This is a genomic window from Dehalogenimonas sp. W, from assembly GCF_037094495.1.
Taxonomy (GTDB): Bacteria; Chloroflexota; Dehalococcoidia; order Dehalococcoidales; family Dehalococcoidaceae; genus Dehalogenimonas; species Dehalogenimonas loeffleri.
This window is the reverse complement of the sequence record NZ_CP146612.1, coordinates 1,454,071-1,476,758: the sequence shown is the minus strand read 5'-3', so window position 1 is coordinate 1,476,758 and position 22,688 is coordinate 1,454,071. Positions and strand designations below refer to the sequence as shown.

Sequence of the window (22,688 nt, the reverse complement as noted above, 5' to 3'; positions counted from 1 at the left end):
TATGAACGAAAGATACTTATGCATCCACGGCCATTTTTATCAGCCGCCACGGGAAAATCCATGGCTGGAAACGATAGAAACTGAGGAGTCCGCCGCCCCGTATCACAATTGGAATGAACGCATTACCGATGAATGTTACGCCGCAAATCTAAATGCCCGAATACTAGACAATCAGGGGCGTATTATCCGCATCGTCAATAATTACACCGACTTGAGTTTCAATTTCGGGCCTACCCTGCTGTCATGGATGCAAACAAACCATCCCAGGCTATATTCCGGTTTGACCAAGCCAAGTCTATCCAACAACCACCCGGGAAATCCGATCGCTCAGCCTTATAACCACCAGATTATGCCGCTGGCTGACCACCGTGATAAGCGCACACAGGTGATATGGGGGATTGCTGACTTTCGTCACCGGTTTGGTCATCACCCAGAAGGAATGTGGTTGCCGGAAACAGCAGTTGACTTAAAGACATTGGAAATCATGGCCTCGCAAGGTATTAAATACACCATTCTCGCTTCGCACCAGGCCGGCCGTTTCAAACCACCCGGCGGTGAGTGGCAAGAATTACCTGACGGTATCAATACCTCACGGTTATATCGTTGCGCTCTCCCTTCCGGAGGTCACATCAATATTGCCTTTTTCCACCCTCAGCTTTCACGGGATGTCGCTTTCGGAAATTTATTGCGGAATGGTGACAACTTCACTAACCGGATACTGGAGTCTTTCCAGTCAACCACAGATACCCCCGAACTTATCACCATTGCCACAGACGGTGAAACCTTCGGTCATCATCACCGTTTCGGAGAAATGGCTCTGGCTTACGCGGTGGACAAACTGAAACAAACCGGCATCCGGGTCACCAGTATCGCGGAGTATCTGGCTTTAAACCCTCCGGATCATGAGGTGGAAATACTGGAAAACACCTCCTGGAGTTGTGACCACGGCATTGAGCGCTGGCGTTCCGGTTGTTGTTGTTCTACTGGAAAACACCCTCTTTGGAACCAGCGTTGGCGTGCCCCGTTACGTCAAGCTATGGAACTGCTCCGAGATCGTCTAAACCCCCTATTTGAATCTGAAGCCGTAAAATTATTGTCCGACCCGTGGGCAGCCCGTGACGACTACTGCCGGGTCATCGTGAACCGCAGCTCCGAAAATATCGTGAATTTCTTCAATCAATGGGCCATCCGTCCTCTTTCCGCGGTTGAAACATCACAAGCGTTGAAACTGTTGGAACTCCAGCGAACGTTAATGGCATGCTTTACCAGTTGCGGCTGGTTCTTTGACGATATCGGCGGTCTGGAATCCATACTGGTACTCAGACAGGCCGGCCGGGCCTTGGAGTTGTCAAAAAACCTATTCGGCACATCCCCGGAAACTTCTTTTCTGACAATCCTTGAAACTGCCGTTTCCAATCGGCCGGAATGGGGCACCGGACGAGATATCTATCTGAGAAACGTCCCTCCGTTATTTGTCGGGTTAGAAAAAATCGCCGCCCATTTTGCCTTGACCAGTATTTTTGAAAATCCCGGGCCAACTACGAATATCTTTAACTTTAGAGTAGATAATACCGGCATCAGGTTTTATGGTGCTGGATCAGGCCGCGGTTCCGTGGGTGACGTCGTTATCACCTCACTAACGACGGGTGAGCGCCAACGGTTTGTGTTCACCGCATTCTTAACCGGAAATCTTCTTCAGGCTGGAATAAAAACCTTTACCACCGAAAATGATTATGATGCTTTGGCACAATATGCTGCCGATTTAGTCAAAAACAATTTTGGAATCAATCAGATTCAGAATTTTCTGACAACAGAGTTTCCAGGAAATACTTACCGTCCGGCCGATTTGTCACCGGATATGCAACGCCAAATCATCGGTAAACTTCTGGCCGATGCTTTGACCGACGCCGAAGAGTCATATCTGCAAATCTTCAATCGTACCCGTTCCGTGATGAAATCCGGCACTGACCTCGGCCTGAAAGCCCCGGCTCTTTTTACCGCCGCCGCGGAAAGAGCCCTCAACTCGAGGCTTGTAGCGGAGTTAAAAGGCCATAACATAAACATACCCGCACTAGAGTCGGTTCTTAATGAAATCTCATCATGGAAGCTCAATCTGGACCTGGTTCCCCTGACGGAAAGCCTGACCAGGTATTTAGAAAGATTACTGGTTGCCACACCGGATGAGCCCACGCTGGACAACTTCGTCGCCCTACTGGATATGTTTGAAAACCAGGGGGTTTTACCTGATGTCCAGCAATTACAGAATAGCCTCCATCAACTGCGGTTAGAAACCTACCCCCGGCTAAAGGACGACCCTGCGTCAGCCTCATGGGTGGCTGCTTTCCATCGTCTGGCGGCCCGATTGAATTATTTCGTTCATTGACGATTGAATTAAGACCTGCAGTGTAGTACCAAAGTACCCCCGCTTTTTAATTGCTTTTAAAATCGGGATTATGTTATCTTACGCTTAAGTTGAATCAATAATTCTACTGAGAGAAACCGCAGGAATATGAAAGAAGCCGGCCATAAACGCCTCAAGGTATTGATCGTTGAAGATGAAAAGGTCATCAGCGAAGTATGCCGCCGTACCTTGGAAAAAGCTTACGAAATCACCTTGACCCCCAATGGCCAGACGGCGATGGAACTCATCAACGCCCAGGCTTTTGATCTGGCTTTAATTGATATCCGGACACCGCTGATGAACGGCGAAGAACTGTATAATTGGATTACCAAACATCAGCCGTCTCTATTGCCGGGTATTATCTTCACCACTGGAGACGTCATTTCCCATAACACAGAGAACTTCCTCACCTCGGTGAACCAGCCGTATCTCCCCAAACCGTTTTCCCCTAAAGAATTAACAACAATTATTGAAAAAGTAGTATCTTCACTATGATAAATAACAATCACGGCAATGACATTATTCTGATAGTTGACGACGAGATGATCGTCCGCCGTCTGTTGCACCAAAAATTGGCCAATGAGGGTTACGAGTGTTTGGAAGCTTCGTCTGCGGACGAAGCGCTCAGCCTAATCAGAGATAATCCGGATATCGCACTGGTCATCTCGGATATGAAGATGCCCGGAAAAACCGGTATAGAACTTCTGGCGGAAATCAAGACGCATTATGCGGATATAGGCGTAATTATGGCAACCGCAGTCACCGAAACCGCTACAGCCATTGAATGCATGAAACAGGGCGCTTATGACTACCTGACAAAACCATTCAAACTTGATGAAGTAGTCTTTTCGGTCTGGCGGGCGTTGGAAAAACGACGATTGCAACTTGAAAACCGCGAATATCGCCGCAACCTAGAAGATAAAGTTGAGGTCCAGGCGGAAAAAATACGCTCCTCTTTCTTCAACTCCATCACCTCACTCGCCTACGCTTTGGATGCCAAAGACGGTTATACCGCCGGACATTCACAGCGGGTTTCGGAAATGGCTGTCGGTATCGCGATTGAAATGGGCTTGCCATCAACCCTGATTGAGCAAATCCGGCTGGCCGGGTTGGTTCATGACATTGGTAAAATCGGCATTGACGGCAACGTTTTGCACAAACCGGGGATTTTAACTCAGGAAGAACGTGACGAGATGGAAAAACACCCTGGTATTGGCGAACGAATTTTGAAGCCAGTCGTGGATGATGTGGAAATTCTGGCTATGGTGCGCAATCATCATGAACGCTGGGACGGTGCAGGCTATCCGGATAAACTGGCCGGCGAAAGCATTCCGCTGGGAGCCCGTATCATGGCTCTGGCGGACACCTTTGATGCCATGACCTCGGAAAGGCCTTACCGTGCTGCCAAGAGTGTTGATTTTGCCATGGATGAAATTCGCCGCTGTTCGGGAACACAATTTGATCTGGCGGTTGCCGAAGCCTTTTTTCAGGCCCGCCACGTTATAACTCAAGCCATGAGCACCGGCACCTGATATCATAGAGACCCATTTTCCACCAAACGGAATACCCGACCATCGCATCAAACCATCCTATAACGATTGTTTGATGCTGCCTTGAATCACTGTTCCGGGCACTTTTTTGGAAAATTTTGCTTGGAGCAACCGGGCGAAATCGTTATAATGTAAAAGCTAAACAAGATAGATTTCACTTGAAAGGTTTCGGATGAGCGATACTCTAGACAACCTGGCTGTAAACACCATTCGTTTTCTCGCTGCTGATATGGTCCAGAAAGCCAATTCGGGACATCCAGGAGCACCGATGGGCGCCGCAGCCCTGACTTACGCATTATGGCATCACTTTTTAAAACATAACCCGGCAGACCCAACATGGTTTGACCGTGATCGTTTTATTCTTTCCGCCGGCCATGCCTCCGCCCTGCTCTATTCAATGCTGCATCTGACCGGCTACGACTTGCCTATTGACGAGATAAAACAATTCCGACAATGGGATTCAAAAACACCCGGGCACCCGGAGCACGGGCTGACTCCCGGAGTGGAAATGACTACCGGCCCCTTGGGTCAGGGATTTAGCAGCGGCGTCGGCATGGCAATGGCCGAAACATGGCTGGCCGACCGCTTCAATCGCCCCGGATTTGACATCATTGACCATTATATTTATGCATTGGTATCTGACGGCGACCTGATGGAAGGCGTCACTTCTGAGACAGCATCACTGGCTGGCACATTGAAACTGAGTAAACTTATCTATTTGTATGATGACAATAATATTTCTATTGAAGGTGACACGGCCAACTATTTTAATGAGGACGTTGCCGGACGTTTTCGTGCTTATGGCTGGCACGTCATCGGCCCAGTAGACGGTCTTGATACGGACGCCGTTAGAAACGCCATCGCTGAAGCCCGGCTGAATACAGACAAACCCAAGCTGATAATCTGCCGTACAGTAATCGGTTATGGTGCCCCCCACAAGGCCGGCACCGGGAGTGCTCACGGCGAGCCATTGGGGGTGGAAGAATTGGCTGCCGCGAAGGAACACCTTGGTTGGCCGTTCTCTGAGTCATTCTATGTCCCGGATAAAGTTAAACAGCATATGTCGGCAACTGAGGCCGGACACGTCCGGCAAGCCGACTGGCAAAAACGACTGGATGCCTATACCGCCGCCTTCCCCGATGAAGCGGCCCAACTCCGAAGTTTTATCTCCGGGCAGTTGCCGGATGGCTGGACTGATGGACTTGATAGTCTTTTTAAATCAGCTGACAAACCGCTGGCCACCCGCGAGGCTTCCGGCAAGGTAATTAATTTCCTCGGTCGGAAAATTGAAAATCTGCTGGGCGGTTCCGGAGATCTGGCTCCATCCACCAAGACTGTTATGGATTTCAGTACTATCTTCAGCACCCAAAATCCGTCCGGTCGGAATCTGCAATTTGGTGTCCGAGAGCACGCCATGGGCGCTATCGCCAACGGACTAGCCCTCCATGGCGGCATAATTCCTTATGGCGCAACTTTCCTGGTATTTTACGACTATATGCGGCCGCCAGTGCGTCTGGCTGCCTTAATGGGACTTCAGGTTATTTTTGTCTTTACCCATGACTCCATTGGTCTGGGCGAAGACGGCCCCACCCATCAGCCAGTTGAGCAAACTTTAGGCCTACGTTCGGTTCCAAATCTGGTAACTTTTAGGCCGGCGGACGCCACTGAAACCGCCGTCGCCTGGCAGATGGCACTGGAGCGCCGTGACGGACCAACCGCTCTGGTGCTCACCAGACAGAAATTACCGATACTTGATAGAGGCTTGCTGGCACCGTTGTCCGCCGTCCGCCGCGGCGGCTATACCTTGTGGCAGTCCGCTAATGCACCGGAATTGATTATCATCGCTACCGGTTCCGAAGTCACTCCGGCGCTGGAAGCAGGTCAGGAGTTAGAGACCAAAGGTATCGGTGCCCGGGTTGTTTCTTTGCCGTCATGGGAACTCTTTGAATCCCAGCCAGAGTCATACCGTCGCGAAGTTATACCGCCGGAAATCCACCGGCGTATTACCGTTGAAGCCGGCCGCACTATCGGCTGGGAACGTTACGCTGGTGAAAAAGGCGTATGCATCGGCCTGGACCACTTCGGAGCCTCAGCACCCGCCGATATTCTCTTTGAAAAATTCGGTTTCTCGACAGCTGATATTGTCAAAGCAGCAATTAACCTGATGGATAGCTACAGTGAATAACGGACACCAGCTGGCGGTCGCTTCCGATCACGGCGGATTTGCCTTAAAACAGGCTTTGATGCCGCTGTTGCAACGTGAAGGTTACAAAATTCAGGATCTGGGAGCCCATGAATTCCTGCAAGACGACGACTATCCTGATTACGCCGAGAAATTGGCCAGAGAGGTAAATTCCGGCCGGGTGAAAAAAGGTATATTGATTTGCGGTTCGGGGGCTGGGGCCTGCATGGCCGCCAATAAGATTCCCGGCATCCGAGCATCTGTCTGCCATGACTCCTACTCCGCCCACCAGGCTGTTGAGCACGATGATATGAACGTTCTTTGTCTGGGTGCGCGAGTTATCGGATTGTCACTGGCTCAGGAACTCGCCGTTGCCTTTCTAAAGGCGACTTTTCGCGACGAACCACGTTACCGTCGCCGTCTGGATAAGATGATTGAGATTGAAAGACGGGCGTTACTTGACCACTAACCGCTAGAGACTGGCCGCGTCTAATATTCCTTGAAATTTAAGATAAGCTGCCGCCGGATCATCGGCACGAAAAATACCGCTGCCGACACAGATATCATTGACGCCACTGGCAGCCACTTCCAGAATATTGTCTTCCTTGATGCCGCCGTCAATACTTATGCTGATATCGGGAACCAGTGTTCGTAACTGCCCGACCTTATCCAGCACTTCAGGGATATATTCCGCCCCATAAAAACCGGGGTGAACCGACAACAACAGTACGCTGTCCAGCAACGGCAGTAATCCAGCCACCTGAGTTACCGTAGTTTCCGGATTGATTGCCATGCCAATACCTACGCCTTGCTCTCGAGCGGCTGTAATCACTCCGGTAGGATCATGAGTAGCTTCAAAATGAAAAATAATTCTTTGGGCGCCAGCAGATTTAAAACCGCTGATAAAATCTCCGGGCTCCATCACCATCAGATGAGCCTCCCACTCAAAAGGCATTTGAGTTGCCTTGACCTCCTGCCAGTTGATACTGTGGGAAGGCACAAATTCACCATCCATTATATCCACTTGCACCCAGTCAGCCACATCTTTAATCATATACGCCATGGTTTTAAGAGCAACCGAGTCATCGGTCAAAATTGCCGGGACGATCCTGATTTTTCCCAAAACTTCATCCTTAATTAAGTTAATTTCATTCGTTGCCACGAATGTCCAAGAGATCTTTATGCTATCAATTCTCAGTCGAGCGAACCAGAAGCATTGGCAATCTGGTCATGGCGCTCACCGTCGCCGCCACTGAACCAAAAACCCAGCGGTCAAAACCGGTCCGAGCATGGGTACCCATGGCGATAAGGTCGGCCTTTTCATCCTCGGCAGCCTTAAGAATACTTTCAGCTACCCCGCCGAAAACCACCTGGGTCTGTTTCTTAATACCATGTTGATCAAACTCTTCACTGATGCGTTCCAGATAACTGGAAGCCTGTTCACGGACTTCTTTCATCAAGATCAGTGCGTATTCTTCCCAGCTCGGTTTGGCCGATGCCGGCCGGTCCGAGGGAATATCCGGGAATGAGTTGACCGAAAGCAGAATGATTTCAGCGCCGGTTGCTCCGGCTAACTCCATCACATACGGCAATACGTCCTCGGACGTAATTGAACCGTCCAGAGGCAGGATAATGCGTTTGATTTTGGTATTAACTTCACCGGGTTTTATTAAAAGCAACGAACATTTTTTGGAAACTAGATTGTTCAGAACCTTGTCTTCCCGATTCAAGTCAGTGTGAGGCTGGCGACACGCCACCACCAGGTCAATTTTTTCTTTTGCTGCGTATCGTTTAAGACTCTCGCCCATTTCCCCTGGCTCGGTATGTACCCTGGTATTAACGCCGTCCGCATTTAACGACCTTGCTTGAACCTCTAAATAAACATTGTTGAGACGGCAAAGCCGTAAATCATCTTCGGGGCACACGCTGAACAAAACCAATTCGGTCCCGGGACCCGCCACTTCGCGAGCAAAAAGCAACGCCTGCTCAGCAGATTCAGAGCCATCAAGAGGTATGAGTATCCTGCTATATGTCATGCGGCCTCCGTGTCTAGAGTTGGTTATCATTTCAGATTATACCCCAATAAATCAGTCAGGCCAAAGCCTTTACCATTGCGCCATGAGCGTGGACTGAGATAGAATGGACTTACAACAAACCACAATTCAAGGAGAATCCTCTTGTTGATTAACACGGTCTTTTTTGATCTCTACCAAACCCTGATTACCTATAAGCCTTCAAGGGAAGATTGGGAATCAGAAGTACTGAATGAACTTGGCATTAAAATGCCGGCGAAAGCATTCCGGCGGGCTTTTAACGCGGCAGACGAATATTTCTATAATGAGAACGCGCGCTTACCCTTAAGCAAGCGTGCTCCTGATGAAATCAACCGAGTTTACGCCAAACATCAATCCATCGTCCTCAAAGAAGGAGGGGTTGAACCTGCCCCGGATTTAGTGAGATCCATCCTGCTCCGCTGGCAGAATACCAAATTCAATCATGTTCTCTTTGATGACGTATTGCCCGCACTGAACGAACTCCGGCGCCGTGATATTGCACTAGGATTGGTTTCAAACGTAGATAAAGATATCACCCCTATGCTGGATGATTTAGGACTGAGCCCTTTCCTAACCACTGTCGTCACTTCTCGGGAAACAGGTTTCACCAAACCTCATCCGGAAATATTTCAAGAGGCATTAAGGCGTTCCAACTCCGCGGCTGACAATTCAATATTTGTAGGCGACCAATTTCAGATAGATGTCCAGGGCGCTTCTGCCGTTGGAATGAAGGCTGTTCTGATTGACCGCGGCGGATTTAGTGAAGCCCCCAGGGACTGTCTGCAAATCAGTAGCCTCCCCCAGGTGACTGCTTACCTGTAATAAATTACCAAGGAGGCGGGATGAAACTCATTATTGATGGTATTGGCGACGGAGCAACAATCCCTGACCGCTATACCTGCAACGGGCCCGGGTTCTCGCCCGAAATTTCATGGGAACAGATCCCCGTCGACGCCGTAAGCCTGGCGCTGGTCATGGAAGATCCCGACGCCCCCCGGGGCACTTTCACCCATTGGACGGTATGGCGTATCCCAGCCGACACGCGCCGCCTCCAGGCCAATCTGGCCCGTAAGGCTGAATTACCGACGGGTATCCGCCAGGGTGTTAATTCCGGCGGAACCTTCGGATTTTATCCATCATGTCCGCCGCCCGGGCCAGCTCATCGTTACGTCTATAAACTGCTGGCTCTTGATTATATGCCATACCTCCCTGCCGGCTCCGGGCGGGAACAATTTGACCAGTCAATAACAGGGCACGTTTTGGCTGAAGCCTGTGTTACCGGCCTGTACTCCCGCTAACCGCGGGCGGCCCCCGGTACCGGACCGACTAAAACAGGTACCGGAGACTGATGCAAAACCTTGTCAGTGACACTGCCGAAGGCCCACCGGGACAGCCCGCTCCGTCCGTGGGTGGCCATTACCACCATATCCACTGCGTGCATCCCAATATATTCAATAATCGCCTCGGCCGGCTTGCCGGTGACGATGGCCGTTTCCACTTTTAACCCCTGACGTTTAAGTTCGGCAGCAATTTTAGCCAGATAGTCTGTTGCTTCATCCTGATTTACTTCATCTAATTTGGAAGCCAGATCACTGCCCATCGTATCCCGAACGCCTTTATCCAATGGTTCCATCACCCGGAAAAGTGTAATCAGAGAATCGGATGGTTCTGCTATCGCAACCGCCTGCGGCAAAACGGACTCGGATAACACTGAGCCGTCCAGAGGTACCAAAATTTTATTGAACATTTTCTACGGTCTCCCTTTATTTCTTTATTCCACAGTGACACTTTTTGCCAGGTGCCGAGGCCGATCAATGGGACAACCCAGGGCCAGAGCTGTGTAGTACGCCAGGAGTTGCACTGTTACTGCCGTGATGGCCGGCTGAAACCGCCGGTCCGCCTGCGGCACCGAAATGACCCGGTCCGCCAGTTGCCTGACGCTGGCGTTATCACCCGGGACCAGCGCAAGAACCGGTGCCCCGCGCACCTTCACTTCCCTGACCGCAGTCAACATTGTTTCCCATGTATCGTCACGGGACCCGAAAACAGCAATTACCGGAGTGCGGCTGTTCAGCAATGCCAACGGCCCATGTTTCAGTTCCCCGGCTGAACAAGCCTCGGCATGAATATAAGCAACTTCCTTCAATTTCAGGGCAGCTTCCATGGCGATTGGATAATGAGCACCCCGTCCGATGCAGATAACGTTGCTAAAGCCCGTCAGCCATTGGGCAGCATCAATTACTTCTTCAGTATCATCCAGAGACATCTGGACCAGCGCCGGCAGCTCCTTGAGCCGGGCCTCCAGGCCATTATTACTATTGTAATCCCTGCCTACTGCTGCCAATGTCGCCGCATATAAACTTACCAATTGAGCGGTAAAGGTTTTTGTCGCCGCAACACTGATCTCCGGCCCGGCCCGAAGTAACATCGTCTGATCGGCAATTCTGGTAACGCTGGAACGGACCACATTGGCGAAGGCTAGTATTCCAGCCCCGGACTGTCGGAGACGATTCAGGGCATTCAAAGTATCAGCCGTCTCTCCAGACTGGGTTAATCCAATTACCAGGCGCCCAGCCTCCGGAGTCTCCGGCCGGTGATTCAACTCAGACGCCAATTCCACTCTCACCGGACGGCTGGTCATTTCTTCCATAAAATAGCGGGCTGTCAAACCGGCGTAATAGGAACTACCACAACCCAAAATCATCGGCGGCTGATACAATCTGTTCCATAATAAACGGAGTTTTGGAGACATTTCGGTGGTCAACCAATTACCTATATTTTCCCGTAAAACTCTCGGTTGCTCATGGATTTCCTTGAGCATAAAATGTGCATAACCGCCTTTACCGCCATCATCTGGTTGCCATTCTATGGGATGAACGAATCTTTCAACGGGTCGGCCTTCATTGAGAATAACAACCGCTCCGCGCTCAATAACCGCCAGGTCCCCTTCTTCCAGATACATAACCCGACCGGTATGCTCCGCTAAAGCGTTAACGTCAGAAGCAACCCAATTTTCACCATCGCCTAATCCGACAACCAGAGCACTGCCACGTTTCACCGCCGCCAATCGTGCTTCTTCCTGATGCAGGGCTACAATCGCATACGAACCCTCTAATTGTCTGACCGCCAATGACAGAGCGTCGGCCACATTCCCATGGTAATGCTCTTCAATGAGATGGACGATAACTTCACTGTCCGTACCGGACAGGAAAACATGCCCCCGGGTTTCCAGATCGATTTTAAGACTCAAATAATTGGTGATATTACCGTTATGCACCACCGCAATGTGCCTGCTACAGTCCAGGTGAGGATGAGCGTTTTCCGCGGTCGGCAAGCCGCAACTCGCCCAGCGGGTATGACCGATACCGGCATTTCCTGAAAGCACTGGAGCGGTAGCCGTCATTTCCTCAACCCGTCCCGAGTTTTTATACACAACCATTTGTTCCCCGACTACGGCAATACCGCAGGAATCATAGCCGCGGTATTCCAGCCTGGCCAGGGCGGTGTGCAAAATGGGCTGAGCCGCGCGGTGCCCAACGTACCCTGCAATACCGCACATGTCAGACCACCTGACTGCCGTCGGCAATATTGCCTTTAATCACTTTTAACGCCGCCACGGAGCAGCCGTTACCGATAATACTGCCGGGGGAAGCGACGACTCCCTCGGCAATCCGGCAATTGCCGCCGACCATGGAACCGGTGTCAATCTGGAGGAACTCTCCGTTCAAGTGTATCTCAGCCGGGCCGGCTACCGCCTTAAAACCACTGCCGATTTGACATCCGGAGTCCACCACTGACTTGTATAAATATGACCCAGGGCCGATTGTAATATCATTGCCTATGATGCTGTCTTCAATGACGCTGAAAGGCCCGATGTTAACATTATCCCCGATACTGACCCCGGCACCAATAACCACATTCGGCCCTATCCGGCATCCCTGTCCAATTTTAACAGGGCTCTTCAGGTAACCTCCTGAGCAGAGCCGGCTGCCGACTCCGATGGTAACACCACCTTGAACGTAAACACCGGCCTCCATCGTCCCTTCATTTAACGGTGCCTGTTGCCTCAGTATCCGGTCGTTCAAGGCAATTAAATCCCACGGATAGATTACATCCAGCCAGGGGGCTTGAGTTTCAACTTCCTGAAATGCTATGCCGCTGCCGATCATCCGATTTACCACTGCCGGCATATCACCATCAGTTTTAATATGATCAAATATTGCCCGGCTCAGGGCAAATATCCCAGTACTGACCCTTGCATGGCAGGGCTGTCTTGGTTTCTCAATAATTGACCGCAATGCCCCGTTTTCTGAATTAACAACACCATACCGTACTGTCTGGTTATCGGCCACCGTTGTGCTCAATAATGCCCAGGGTGCTGTATCGGAAAGCCATCTGACGGTGTCAGCGGTGATATATTGATCGCCTGGCAATACCAAAAAAGTATCAGACGCTAAATCAGCTGCCTGCATTAAAGCGTGAGCTGTCCCAATCTGCTGTTCCTGGACGACATATCGGACACTAACACCGAACTTTCGACCGTCCCCGACAGCATCATAAATCTGTTCACGGTGATAGCCGGCAACAATAATAATATCGCAGATACGACATCCAGCCAGTGCCTCAATAACATGTTCAATGATAGCTTTGCCGCCGACCCGTAACATGACCTTAGGTTTGGCCGCCGTAAACGGCCTCAGTCGTTGTCCTTCGCCAGCGGCTAGTATGATCGCCTGTCTCACCATTTGATTATATAGCGCCCCACTCAATTGTCCCTAAAAAACCCTGGCTCCGGCACCGATATTACCGGCAACTACCGCCCCCGGACCGATAACAGCTTCGCAGCCAATGATGGTACCCGGATTAATGCTCGAATTAATCCCTGTTTGCACCTTGTCTCCCATAATAACGCCGGCTTTGCGGCGACCGCCGCGTCCGGTTATTACCATTTGACCGTCCAGTCGGACGTTGGCCACATTGGTACCGGCACCCAAATTGCATCGTTCGCCGATCACGCTGTCGCCAACATAGCTGAGATGAGGAATGTGTGTACCAGACATGATTACCGAATTCTTTATTTCCACCGCGGCACCCAGCCGACAATGGTCCCCGATGGTGGTTGCCGGCCGAATGTAACAATTAGGGCCAATATCACAATTTGCGCCGATGATCACGGGCCCGGTGATATAACAACCGGACCGTATCAGACTATCCCGACCGATAGAGACCGGACCGGTAATCATTGAGCCCGGTTCCAGCTTGCCTTCAGAATAGCTTTCAATGGTGCTGAGATAGTCTTCGTTAGCCGACAGGAGTTCCCAGGGATTGCCGATATCCCGCCAGGTATTTATCATCCGATACCCAACCTCAACCCCTGAATCAATCAGCAACTGAAGGGTGGCTGTAATTTCATATTCACCCCGGGATGAAGTACCCGTGTTGGCGGCGGTCGCCAACACGTTTGATGACAGGTGATATATACCGGCATTAACCAGCCGGGTCGGCGGCACAGCAGGTTTTTCATGAAGCTTCACAACTCGGCAACCAGAAACCTCAGCGACCCCCATTCCGGTAACATCATCACATTCAACCAGGCTGATAGCCGGCGGCGCCATTTCCTTCAGTAATCGGATATCTTCCGCTTTAACCACAACGTCCCCGTTAATCAGGACAAAAGGGGCATGCAGCCACGGACCGGCTTGCCGCAGAGCATCAGCAGTACCTAGCGGGTGTCGCTGGGAAACGTACCTGATCCTGACTCCCCAACTGCTACCGTCATTAAAATAATTTCTGATAATCTCTTCCCGAAAACCAACCACAAAAATAAAATCAGATATCCCCGCCGCGCGGCATTCAACCAGCAGGTGCTCTAGGATCGGCCGGCCGGCCACCGGCAACATCGCTTTGGGTCTGGTTGCCGTTAAGGGCCGCATGCGGGCCCCTTCGCCAGCCGCCAAAATTACCGCTAATGAAGTCACAGCAGTTTATTGCCTCTCAAGCATAAGTTAATACCAAAGTCATTCTAACACAACCTAATACGCTGTCAATGGCCGTAAACTCAGGTTCCTCTTGGATTTACGGCGGGTCGTCAATTAGGCTATAGTTACCTCATGACTGACAGGACACGGAAAATTTTGGTATACCTCGGTGATGCCGCATCTCAAGCAACGGCCGCCCAACTGGGTGAATTGGTTAATCTGGGATGGATGGTGAATTTTATCAGTGCTCATCGCCCGATGCCCGGAACGGCATTACACCCGGGAATTAAATATCGCCATCTGCCCGTCAGCGCAGATTATCCGCTCACCTATGCGGCTTTCCTGTTTGCCGCGCCCTTGATTCTCTCATTGAAACCGGACATTGTTCATGCCTGCGGACTGAGCAGTTATGGCATTATGGCCGCCGTCCATCGGCGCTTTCTTCGTTTCAAGCCTATGGTGCTGACCGTTAGCGGCCCTGACATCCTCAAGGACGCACGGCAAGGTATGACCCGCTGGTCAGCGGAACATGCCTTGAAAATGTTTGAGGCAGTTGTCACAGCCGAAGACGATGAAATACTGGCGGAATTGGACCGGATGGCAATCTCAAAGGACCGCCTTATGATTTTGAACGCTGATAATGCCAAAACAACAAAAACCGCCGCCGAACAACTGGTGGGAATCTATACCAGACTGCTGAGCGGCGACGGTCAACCTGAAAATTTTTAAATTCGGCTGTTGCCTAATTCCTTAAGATCATCCTGATAACGCTTTTGAGATTCCAGCACTGCTTTAATGGCGGACTCTCTGTCTTCCCAGCCATCAACACCGGTCTTCTTCTTTTCCAGCTCCTTATAGATATTGAAAAAGTGCTCTATTTCTTTCAGCAGATGCGCGGGCACGTCCGATAATTCCTTGATAAAATTCCAGTGCGGATCCCCCATAGGCACACACAGAATTTTTTCATCCGGACCCTTTTCATCGCGCATGCGGAAAAGCCCAACCGGCTTAGCTTCAATCAGACAACCCGGAAAGGTCGGCTCCGATACCAAAACCAATGCGTCCAGCGGATCGGAATCTCCCGCCAGGGTTTCAACGATAAAGCCATAATCCGAAGGATAATGGACAGCCGAGAACAGCATCCGGTCAAACTTGATGACCTTGCGTTCCTTATCATATTCATACTTATTGCGGCTGCCTTTGGGTATCTCAATGAGGATAGTCAGAATCATATCTTCATGTTTGGCAATGCGCTTGCGTTTCACCTTGGGGCACGCCTCTTCCTCACTGCACCCAGTGGTAATTCTTATTTCATTCAAATCGTTCGTGGATTCCTTGTTTTCCGGTGACATCATAACTCCTTAATAAATTGAATATATTGTAGCAGAAAAAGGGAATGATTACGATAAGTAACAGACAGTTCGGAATTTGGTCAATCAGGAAAAGAGGGTAACCGCCAGAGTCAAAAACCGCCTAATACTCAATCCCTTTGCGCGCCGGAATACCGCGGTCGTAAGGGTGCTTGATTTTCACCATCTCGGTCACCAGATCGGCAACTTCAATCAGTTCCGGGGGCGCAAGGCGCCCCGTCATCACCAGTTCCACCTGCTCAGGCTTATCTTTAACCAGTTGCAACACATCTTTGATATCCAACCAGCCCCAGCCGGTGACAATATTAATCTCGTCCAGGACGATGACGTCAAAATCACCCGACAGCATTGCCCTTCGGGCTTCCCTCAGTGCCTGACCGGCGCGTTCCCTGATCTCAGACGACGGTTTTTCCGGATGGCGTACCAGTCCCGGTCCAAAGGCAGCCCACTTGACGCCTGGCAACTGATGAAGAACTTCATGCTCCCCGGAATCATAGCTGGTATTCATGAAGTATATGACATAGACCCTGAGGCCGCGTCCCGATGCCCGCAGTACGGTCCCCAGGCCGGCGGAGGTTTTACCCTTGCCGCCGCCGGTAAAAACCTGAACCAATCCCTGCTTTAGTGGTTCACGAACGATAGGTGTCTCAATTTTTTCAACCATGAAGATTTAATTCGTCGACAGTTAAACGCAACATTCATGCGGTGCCGGGTTTTTGACCACCATGACCGAGGTCAACCGGTAATCGTTGTTGACCACATCGCCCAGCGTCACCTCGTAAACCTGCTCGTCTTCCATAGTCAGGTATTCGCAAATAAGAGTGGTTGTTGTGGCCGGTATACCGTGCTCAACCAGATATTCAGCGGTCTGCCGCGGTACCTGAGTTTCGTTGGTCAGCATCAGGGGATTTCGCCCCATATTAAAACTGTCCACCAGGAATTTCAGCTTAAGCTGTTTAACTTCTTCCCGACCATCATGGAAGGACACCAGTACCGATTCATCCAAACAGATCTGTGCCTTAGCGGCGGCAAACTGTGCGGCACCGGCCGACGGAATAATTCGGACTTCAAAATCTTTAAAAACACTCAGCACCTGAGCCAAACTGGAAGACACGCAAGGGTCGCCGACCCTCAACACTGCGACGGTCTCCCCGGTCTGCAGCGCCCGCTCCGCGGCCTCTTTTTCCTTTTGCAGATAATCTTTGGTTCCCTGGAAAAAAATCACTTTCCCGTTAGCCAGTTCCTTAACCGGCTTCAATGACCAATCCCAGGCCAAAATGATATCGGATTCCTTAATCGCCTCTTCAGCGGCATGGGTGAGCCACTTGGAAGACCCCCCTGGACCGATTCCCACGATGTAGCAAACAGGTTTATTGGCCTGATTCATTAACTCAACAGACTCCTTTTTTTCTTGGATACAAAATATTAACATATTTTAAACCATTCCAGAAATAAGCGTGTATTACATTATTTGATGTCAGTCTTAAGCACACTAAAGAAGGCTTCCTTGGGCACTTCCACCTGCCCGATGGATTTCATTTTCTTTTTACCTTCCTTCTGTTTTTCCAGCAGCTTCCGCTTACGCGTAATATCGCCGCCGTAACACTTCGCCAGTACATCTTTACGTTTCGCTGCGATATCAGCCCGGGCAACAATCCGGCCGCCAACTGCCGCCTGAATAGGAATATTGAACAATTGCCGCGGTATGACTTCCTTCAACTTGTGTACCAGGGATTTACCAACGTCCTGGGCTTGCTCCGGCGGAACGATGCGGCTAAAGGCGTCCACCAGCAGATTGTTAACCAACACGTCAATCTTCACCAGACGGGCGTCCCGATATCCGTCAAACTCATAGTCCAGCGAAGCATATCCATTGGTTCGGCTCTTCAACTGATCGTAGAATGACGTTAGCATAGATCGCAGCGGCATATCATAATCCAACTGTACCCGCTGGGTACCTTCTGTTCCGGTGGCATGACCCAAAAATTCAGTATGGCGATGGATGCCACCGAATTCTCTCTCCATTTCCATCACCGTGCCGATATAGTTGGAAGGCACCAGAATTCGAATCTTCACCCATGGCTCTTCCATCCTGGCGATATCCGCCGGGGCCGGCAATTCGGATGGATTGACCACCGTAATAACTTCACCGTCGGTTCGGGTGATGTAGTAACTGACCGCCGGTGCCGTAACCACCAGCGACAGACCGAATTCTCTTTCCAGGCGCTCATAAACAATATCCATGTGCAGCAAACCCAAAAAGCCGCAACGAAAACCATGCCCTAATAAGGGGCTGTTTTCCATTTCGTAGGAAAGCGACGCATCGTTCAACTTCAATCTTTCCATTGCTTCACGCAGTTCGTGATAGTCGGATGCCTGAGTGGGATAAATCCCGGCAAAGACCATCGGTTTGGCTGGCCGATAGGCCGCCAGTGCTGCATGTGCCGGTTCGACCAGAGAGGTTACGGTATCACCCACCGAACAATCACCAACCGTTTTCAATCCGGTCGCGATATATCCGACCTCGCCGGCCTCAAGACTGGACACCGGGCACTCCCGGGGGTTAAAATACCCGACCTCAAGCACCTCAAGGGTAGTACCCTGCCCCATTAATTTTAACCGGTCACCAGTTTTAATCCGGCCGTCCACCACTCTAAGATAGGCAATCACGCCCTTATATTGGTCGTAATGGGAGTCAAAAATCAACGCCCTCAAGGGCGCTTTCGGGTCGCCTCCGGGCGGCGGCACCCGTTTAACTATGGTTTCCAGCAGTTCCGGGACGCCTACACCGGTCTTGCCGGAAATCCTGAGGGTTTCTGCTTCGCTAAAACCGAGAACACTTTCCACTTCATCCATCACCCGTTCCGGTTCTCCGCTGGGCAGGTCCACCTTATTCAAGGTGGGAATGATTTCCAGATTGTGTTCCATGGCCAGATACACATTAGCCAGGGTCTGAGCCTGAATGCCCTGAGTAACGTCAACCAGCAGTACCGCTCCCTCGCAGGCAGCCAGAGTGCGCGAAACCTCATACGAAAAATCAACATGACCGGGAGTGTCAATCAGGTTCAAAAGGTAACTGTTCCCATCCGCGGCTGTATAATTCAACCTGATAGCCTTGGCCTTAATGGTTATCCCGCGTTCTCGCTCCAGTTCCATGCGGTCCATGACCTGCTCACTCATTTCCTCTCGGCGCATCGCACCAGTACTCTCAATCAACCGGTCAGCCAGAGTTGACTTCCCGTGATCAATATGAGCGATAATGCAGAAATTCCGGATATGACTTTGTCGCATACGTTTCCTTTATATTTAAAATCAGGGTAAAAAGCGCAGAAAAACCTCATTGCCCAGCAATCGCCCACGACTGGTCAGACGCAGCCGCCCGTCGCTGATATCCATTAACCCAAGGCCAATCAGTTCGTTGATTTCGGTCTCAAACCGATGGAATAAGTCTATATTATACCAGCTGGCAATGTCATCCGCACTGACCCCGCGGTTCAACCGTAACCCCAGGATGACCGCTTCAGCCAACGCAGTTTCCGTATTAATCGTATCTTCGGTAACGCACGGCATCCAACCGTGGCTTAAAGCCGCCAGATAATCATCAAGGTCAGCCGTATTGGACAAACGCTGGTTATCCAATAATGAATGGGCGCCCACTCCCAGCCCCAGATATTCTCCGCGCCGCCAGTACACCAGATTGTGGCGGCTTTCACGTCCAGGCCGCGCCCAATTGGAAATCTCATACTGCTGGTAACCGGCCACTTTAAGCATTTCCGTTGCCTGCTCATATTCCGCCGCCGCGGCATCAGGATCAGGGACCGCAGCTTCACCACTCCTGACCGCAGCCGCCAGCGGCGTGCCTTCCTCCACCGTTAAGCCGTACAAAGACAAATGCTCCACGGAAAGCTCAGCAATTCGGCCCAGCATCAATTCCCAGCCATCAGGGCGGCTTCGAGACAAACCGTATATGAAATCAAGACTGATGTTATCAAATCCCGCCCCACGGGCATCTGCAATGGCCATATAAATGTCCGATTGTGAATGTGTTCGGCCAAGCGATCCCAAATCACGGTCGTCCAGACTTTGTGCCCCCAGACTCAAGCGGTTAACCCCGGCCAACCGGATATTCCTTAAATACCCCGGGTTCACGGTACCGGGATTGGCTTCCAATGTAATCTCAGCGCCCTCGGTTATACAATAATGCCGGTTCACTTCTGCAATCAGCCGTTGAATATCTTCCGGCTGAATCAGACTGGGTGTGCCGCCGCCGAAGTATATAGTCGCAACACTTCGCTGTGGTCGCCGGGTCAGGCTTATTTCCCTGGCCAAAGCTTCAATATATTCGGGAATCTGCCGGTTCCGACCCGTAAAGGAGGTAAACGAACAGTAGGCGCAGCGACGAGCACAGAAAGGAATATGAATATAGAGCGAAATATCAGTCATTAAACATTATTTTTTTATGTCAATAGTAGCATAACCGCTAAACTGCCGCCAACGGACCTGCTACGTTGATTCTGCTATCCGACAGCTAATATTTTAAGTTGACACCCGTCACCCTAAGCATTAGATTTATTCACAAGCGATTTTTGCTCCTTCAATTAGGAGCTTACACTGTTGCTTTAAATAATAGGCTGGAGGAAATGCGGTGTCTGACAACATTGATTCCGAATCTCATGGCGAAGAACCCCAGATTCTAACCAAGCCGTTGCCTCAAATACTTGATGAAATGGATGCCAATATCCGGGCGGCTATCCAGGCTGCCCGTCAAGCTGAAGCCGCGGCTGCCCAGGCATCCGGAGCTGCCGGAAATGCTACTCAAGCCGCTCAGGAAGCTGAAAAAAGGGCGGTGGAAGCCCGCCAAGCCGGGGAAAAGGCTGCCCAACAGGCAACCGAGTCAGCTGCAAAAGCCGCTGGTGAGGCTAAAAAAGCCGCTGACGATGCCGTCAGCAAGGCAGAAGAAGCTAAAAAGGGTGCCGCGGCGGCCGCTCAGGTTTTCCAGAAAACCGCTGCTGAAGCCGCCGAGAAGGCTGAAATAGCCGGTGCCTCGGCTAAAACAGCCGCAGAAGCCGCCGCTAAAGTGTCGGACGAGGCCGCTAAACGAGCTGAAGCCGCCGGTTTGGCCGCCCAGAAAATGGCAGCAGAAGCCAAGGCAGCATCAGAAAGTGCCCGAACTGCGGCTGAAGCCGCGGCAACCAAGGCGGAAAACGCGTCCTCGGCTGCCCAGAGAGCCGCCGCCGAAGCCATGATAAAGGCTAAGGAAGCCGCTGACCGGGCTTTGGCATCCGCCGAGGCCGCAAAACGTTTGGCGGAAGAAGCCGCCGCCCGTTCAGAATCGGCCTCCAATACCGCTAAAGACGCCGCTGAACAGGCAACTCAGATTGCTTCTGATGCCGCCCACCGCGCGGAAGAAGCCGCATCTCAGGCGGAAAAAACCGCCCGCGCCGCTAAATATGCTGCTGAAGAAGCTACCGCCAAGGCTCAGGACGTTGAAATGGCGGCCCGTGAATCCGCTCAAGCCGCTGCTCGCGCAGCCGAGGAGGCTGCCTCCCGGGCTGAACTAACCGCTTTGGCCACTCGGGAAGCTCTGGAGAAATCCATAGAAGAGGCCCTGATCGCCGGTCGGAACGCTGAAAGCGCCGTTGAAAATGCCTCCGGCGCTGCAAAGGCCTTGACTAATAATCCTAATAGAGAGACCGTTACTCATGCCCTTAAGGCTGGGCGTGCTGCCAAATCAGCCGCAGCGGCGGCCTTCCGTGCCGCAGAAGATACCGCCCGTCGCAGCGAACTGGCTAATATCGCCGGTGACGTCGCGCTTGAAGCCGCCACCCAAATTACCGGGGATGCCGCATCGGGCGTTAACGAGGCCGGCAACGGCGCCAAAGAAGCAGCCCGGCACGGTTTCAAAGTTGCGGCGGATGTCAAGAGTATCGCCGAACTGGCTGACAACGCCGCTGACAACTTGATAGATACCTCAGGGGAGGCCGCCGACAAATTAACCTCTGCCACCGTAGAATCCGCCAACACTCATGCCGAAGCGGTAAAAAAATCTGCCGAAGATGCGGCTGCCAGGGCATCAGAGATTTCCCGCCTGGCCCGTCAAGCTGCTGAAGCCGCATCAGAAAAAGCCGAAGCCGTTGACCAGCGGGCACAACAAGCGATGGAGAGTTTCAAACAAACCACTGAAACGGCCACCGCCAGGGCAGAAAGTGCCGCCGCTGATGCCATCAAACACGCCGAGGAGGCCGGAGTCGCCGCACGCCAGGCTAGTGAAGCAGCCGTGGCTGCCTCTCTTGAGGCTTCCGAACAGGCCGCCCAGGTGGCTAAAAAGGCCGCGGATGAAGCCATCCGCTCAGCCGCCGAAGCTTCAGCCCGAGCCGGAGTGGCCTCCACTTCAGCCTCCGAGGCCGCTGCCCGCGCGGAAGCCGGAGCTAAAGAAGCTATTGAAACAGCAGGCAAATTAGCTGACGAAGCGGCTACTCGCGCAGAACAAGCAGCCAGAAAGGCCGCCGAACATGCAGAAACCGTCGCCCGACAGGCGGCAGAAGAGTCTTCCAGAGCTGCCAAAACCGCAGCTGAGGAAGCCATACGTTCGGCGGCCGAAGCCGCTGCTAGGGCTGAAGTCGCTTCAAAATCAGCTGCTGATGCCGCCGCCCGGGCCGAAGCTGGTGCCAAAGAGGCCATTGAAAAAGCCGCCAGATTGGCGGCCGAAGCCGCCGGTCGGTCGGAACAGGCCGCCAAAGATGCGGAGATGACCGCCGCTGCCGCCAAGAAAGCCGCAGACGCAGCCGGCGCTCGGGCTGAACACGCTGAGTCATCAGCTAGGATTGCCGCCGATACCGCAGTACGGGCTGCTGAAGATTCGGCAAAATCATCCCGTGAGTCATCCGCCCGGGCATCAGATGTTGCTGCCTCTGCCCGTGAGGCGGCCAATGAGGCCCTCTCCAAGGCTGAGGAGGCCATGGTCAGGGCCGTTATCAAAAGACTCACCAGCGGCACCTGGATAACGTTACTGGTGGTAATCAACCTCAGTATCGTACTGGCTGCGGTGCTGTTCGCCGTTGCCCTCGGTGCCATCAACTAAAACACCCGTGCCTAAAAAGAAGAAGACCGTCGGGGGAGGAGGAGTCCCGACGGTCTTCTTCTTTTTATAGAT

At 51.8% G+C, this 22,688-nt stretch carries 20 protein-coding genes; 9 read left to right on the top strand and 11 right to left on the bottom strand.

Annotation, left to right across the window (positions count from 1 at the left end):
• The first annotated feature begins 1 nt into the window (after nucleotide 1).
• From V8247_RS07675 to rpiB, 5 genes are all read left to right on the top strand, one after another.
• The gene (locus tag V8247_RS07675; protein WP_338737271.1) at nucleotides 2-2,383 is read left to right on the top strand and encodes a DUF3536 domain-containing protein; all 2,382 of its coding nucleotides are present in this window, start codon (nucleotides 2-4) and stop codon (nucleotides 2,381-2,383) included.
• A 126-nt stretch (nucleotides 2,384-2,509) separates the two neighbouring features.
• Nucleotides 2,510-2,896, top strand: a complete 387-nt coding sequence (locus V8247_RS07670; protein WP_338737270.1) for a response regulator — start codon at nucleotides 2,510-2,512, stop codon at nucleotides 2,894-2,896.
• Nucleotides 2,893-3,933 carry an HD domain-containing phosphohydrolase gene (locus tag V8247_RS07665; RefSeq protein ID WP_338737269.1) on the top strand — a complete coding sequence of 347 codons (1,041 nt, stop codon included), beginning with the start codon at nucleotides 2,893-2,895 and terminating at the stop codon, nucleotides 3,931-3,933. The genes V8247_RS07670 and V8247_RS07665 overlap by 4 nt, the downstream gene beginning before the upstream one ends.
• 190 nt (nucleotides 3,934-4,123) lie before the next feature.
• The gene (tkt, locus tag V8247_RS07660; protein ID WP_338737268.1) at nucleotides 4,124-6,136 is read left to right on the top strand and encodes a transketolase; all 2,013 of its coding nucleotides are present in this window, start codon (nucleotides 4,124-4,126) and stop codon (nucleotides 6,134-6,136) included.
• The gene (gene rpiB, locus V8247_RS07655) at nucleotides 6,129-6,602 is read left to right on the top strand and encodes a ribose 5-phosphate isomerase B (protein ID WP_338737267.1); all 474 of its coding nucleotides are present in this window, start codon (nucleotides 6,129-6,131) and stop codon (nucleotides 6,600-6,602) included. The genes tkt and rpiB overlap by 8 nt, the downstream gene beginning before the upstream one ends.
• A gap of 3 nt (nucleotides 6,603-6,605) precedes the next feature.
• Here rpiB and V8247_RS07650 read toward each other — a convergent pair whose 3' ends face one another.
• The gene (locus V8247_RS07650; protein ID WP_338737266.1) at nucleotides 6,606-7,256 is read right to left on the bottom strand and encodes a ribulose-phosphate 3-epimerase; all 651 of its coding nucleotides are present in this window, start codon (nucleotides 7,254-7,256) and stop codon (nucleotides 6,606-6,608) included.
• Nucleotides 7,257-7,320: 64 nt separating this feature from the next.
• Nucleotides 7,321-8,169, bottom strand: coding sequence for a universal stress protein (locus V8247_RS07645; RefSeq protein WP_338737265.1), 849 nt, complete (start codon nucleotides 8,167-8,169; stop codon nucleotides 7,321-7,323).
• Nucleotides 8,170-8,310: 141 nt separating this feature from the next.
• On the opposite strand from V8247_RS07645, the gene V8247_RS07640 reads away from it, so the two are divergent.
• Both V8247_RS07640 and V8247_RS07635 read left to right on the top strand, forming a co-directional pair.
• Nucleotides 8,311-9,009 carry an HAD family hydrolase gene (locus V8247_RS07640; RefSeq protein ID WP_338737264.1) on the top strand — a complete coding sequence of 233 codons (699 nt, stop codon included), beginning with the start codon at nucleotides 8,311-8,313 and terminating at the stop codon, nucleotides 9,007-9,009.
• A 20-nt stretch (nucleotides 9,010-9,029) separates the two neighbouring features.
• Complete coding sequence (locus tag V8247_RS07635; protein WP_338737263.1) at nucleotides 9,030-9,485, top strand: YbhB/YbcL family Raf kinase inhibitor-like protein; 456 nt, start codon at nucleotides 9,030-9,032, stop codon at nucleotides 9,483-9,485.
• Here V8247_RS07635 and V8247_RS07630 read toward each other — a convergent pair.
• Genes V8247_RS07630 through glmU form a run of 4 tightly spaced genes read right to left on the bottom strand, consistent with a single transcriptional unit; the run spans nucleotide 9,482 to nucleotide 14,165 of the window.
• Nucleotides 9,482-9,934, bottom strand: a complete 453-nt coding sequence (locus tag V8247_RS07630; RefSeq protein WP_338737262.1) for a universal stress protein — start codon at nucleotides 9,932-9,934, stop codon at nucleotides 9,482-9,484. The two genes, V8247_RS07635 and V8247_RS07630, sit on opposite strands and share 4 nt — an antisense overlap.
• 24 nt (nucleotides 9,935-9,958) lie before the next feature.
• Complete coding sequence (glmS, locus tag V8247_RS07625; RefSeq protein ID WP_338737261.1) at nucleotides 9,959-11,746, bottom strand: glutamine--fructose-6-phosphate transaminase (isomerizing); 1,788 nt, start codon at nucleotides 11,744-11,746, stop codon at nucleotides 9,959-9,961.
• A gap of 1 nt (nucleotide 11,747) precedes the next feature.
• Entirely contained in the window at nucleotides 11,748-12,932 is a 1,185-nt protein-coding gene (locus tag V8247_RS07620; protein ID WP_338737260.1) for a sugar phosphate nucleotidyltransferase, read from the bottom strand.
• A gap of 30 nt (nucleotides 12,933-12,962) precedes the next feature.
• Nucleotides 12,963-14,165: a bifunctional sugar-1-phosphate nucleotidylyltransferase/acetyltransferase gene (gene glmU, locus V8247_RS07615; protein WP_338737259.1), complete on the bottom strand. Its 1,203-nt coding sequence runs from the start codon at nucleotides 14,163-14,165 to the stop codon at nucleotides 12,963-12,965.
• A 132-nt stretch (nucleotides 14,166-14,297) separates the two neighbouring features.
• Here glmU and V8247_RS07610 point away from each other — a divergent pair, with 132 nt between their 5' ends.
• Nucleotides 14,298-14,894 (top strand): glycosyltransferase, encoded by a 597-nt coding sequence (locus V8247_RS07610; RefSeq protein ID WP_338737258.1) that lies wholly within the window; start codon nucleotides 14,298-14,300, stop codon nucleotides 14,892-14,894.
• Here V8247_RS07610 and V8247_RS07605 read toward each other — a convergent pair.
• The 5 genes from V8247_RS07605 to hemW all read right to left on the bottom strand — a co-directional run bounded on the left by V8247_RS07605 (nucleotide 14,891) and on the right by hemW (nucleotide 19,978).
• Nucleotides 14,891-15,517, bottom strand: coding sequence for an inorganic diphosphatase (locus V8247_RS07605; RefSeq protein ID WP_375340863.1), 627 nt, complete (start codon nucleotides 15,515-15,517; stop codon nucleotides 14,891-14,893). The genes V8247_RS07610 and V8247_RS07605 overlap by 4 nt on opposite strands.
• 121 nt (nucleotides 15,518-15,638) lie before the next feature.
• Entirely contained in the window at nucleotides 15,639-16,199 is a 561-nt protein-coding gene (gene cobO / locus V8247_RS07600; protein WP_338737256.1) for a cob(I)yrinic acid a,c-diamide adenosyltransferase, read from the bottom strand.
• Nucleotides 16,200-16,220: 21 nt separating this feature from the next.
• Nucleotides 16,221-16,922, bottom strand: coding sequence for a precorrin-6y C5,15-methyltransferase (decarboxylating) subunit CbiE (gene cbiE / locus V8247_RS07595; protein ID WP_338737255.1), 702 nt, complete (start codon nucleotides 16,920-16,922; stop codon nucleotides 16,221-16,223).
• A gap of 80 nt (nucleotides 16,923-17,002) precedes the next feature.
• On the bottom strand, nucleotides 17,003-18,826 hold the full coding sequence (gene lepA, locus V8247_RS07590) for a translation elongation factor 4 (RefSeq protein WP_338737254.1): 1,824 nt from the start codon (nucleotides 18,824-18,826) through the stop codon (nucleotides 17,003-17,005).
• A 21-nt stretch (nucleotides 18,827-18,847) separates the two neighbouring features.
• Entirely contained in the window at nucleotides 18,848-19,978 is a 1,131-nt protein-coding gene (gene hemW / locus V8247_RS07585; protein ID WP_338737253.1) for a radical SAM family heme chaperone HemW, read from the bottom strand.
• A gap of 202 nt (nucleotides 19,979-20,180) precedes the next feature.
• Between hemW and V8247_RS07580 the strand changes: the two genes are divergently transcribed.
• On the top strand, nucleotides 20,181-22,616 hold the full coding sequence (locus V8247_RS07580) for a hypothetical protein (protein WP_338737252.1): 2,436 nt from the start codon (nucleotides 20,181-20,183) through the stop codon (nucleotides 22,614-22,616).
• Nucleotides 22,617-22,688: the final 72 nt, after the last annotated feature.

Bases quoted from the DNA above. Each gene is read 5' to 3' on its own strand.
- V8247_RS07675 (WP_338737271.1), top strand. From the start codon at position 2: ATGAACGAAAGATACTTATGCATCCACGGCCATTTTTATCAGCCGCCA.
- V8247_RS07670 (WP_338737270.1), top strand. From the start codon at position 2,510: ATGAAAGAAGCCGGCCATAAACGCCTCAAGGTATTGATCGTTGAAGAT.
- V8247_RS07665 (WP_338737269.1), top strand. From the start codon at position 2,893: ATGATAAATAACAATCACGGCAATGACATTATTCTGATAGTTGACGAC.
- tkt (WP_338737268.1), top strand. From the start codon at position 4,124: ATGAGCGATACTCTAGACAACCTGGCTGTAAACACCATTCGTTTTCTC.
- V8247_RS07645 (WP_338737265.1), bottom strand. From the start codon at position 8,169: ATGACATATAGCAGGATACTCATACCTCTTGATGGCTCTGAATCTGCT.
- V8247_RS07635 (WP_338737263.1), top strand. From the start codon at position 9,030: ATGAAACTCATTATTGATGGTATTGGCGACGGAGCAACAATCCCTGAC.
- V8247_RS07630 (WP_338737262.1), bottom strand. From the start codon at position 9,934: ATGTTCAATAAAATTTTGGTACCTCTGGACGGCTCAGTGTTATCCGAG.
- glmS (WP_338737261.1), bottom strand. From the start codon at position 11,746: ATGTGCGGTATTGCAGGGTACGTTGGGCACCGCGCGGCTCAGCCCATT.
- V8247_RS07620 (WP_338737260.1), bottom strand. From the start codon at position 12,932: ATGGTGAGACAGGCGATCATACTAGCCGCTGGCGAAGGACAACGACTG.
- V8247_RS07610 (WP_338737258.1), top strand. From the start codon at position 14,298: ATGACTGACAGGACACGGAAAATTTTGGTATACCTCGGTGATGCCGCA.
- V8247_RS07605 (WP_375340863.1), bottom strand. From the start codon at position 15,517: ATGTCACCGGAAAACAAGGAATCCACGAACGATTTGAATGAAATAAGA.
- cobO (WP_338737256.1), bottom strand. From the start codon at position 16,199: ATGGTTGAAAAAATTGAGACACCTATCGTTCGTGAACCACTAAAGCAG.
- cbiE (WP_338737255.1), bottom strand. From the start codon at position 16,922: ATGAATCAGGCCAATAAACCTGTTTGCTACATCGTGGGAATCGGTCCA.
- lepA (WP_338737254.1), bottom strand. From the start codon at position 18,826: ATGCGACAAAGTCATATCCGGAATTTCTGCATTATCGCTCATATTGAT.
- hemW (WP_338737253.1), bottom strand. From the start codon at position 19,978: ATGACTGATATTTCGCTCTATATTCATATTCCTTTCTGTGCTCGTCGC.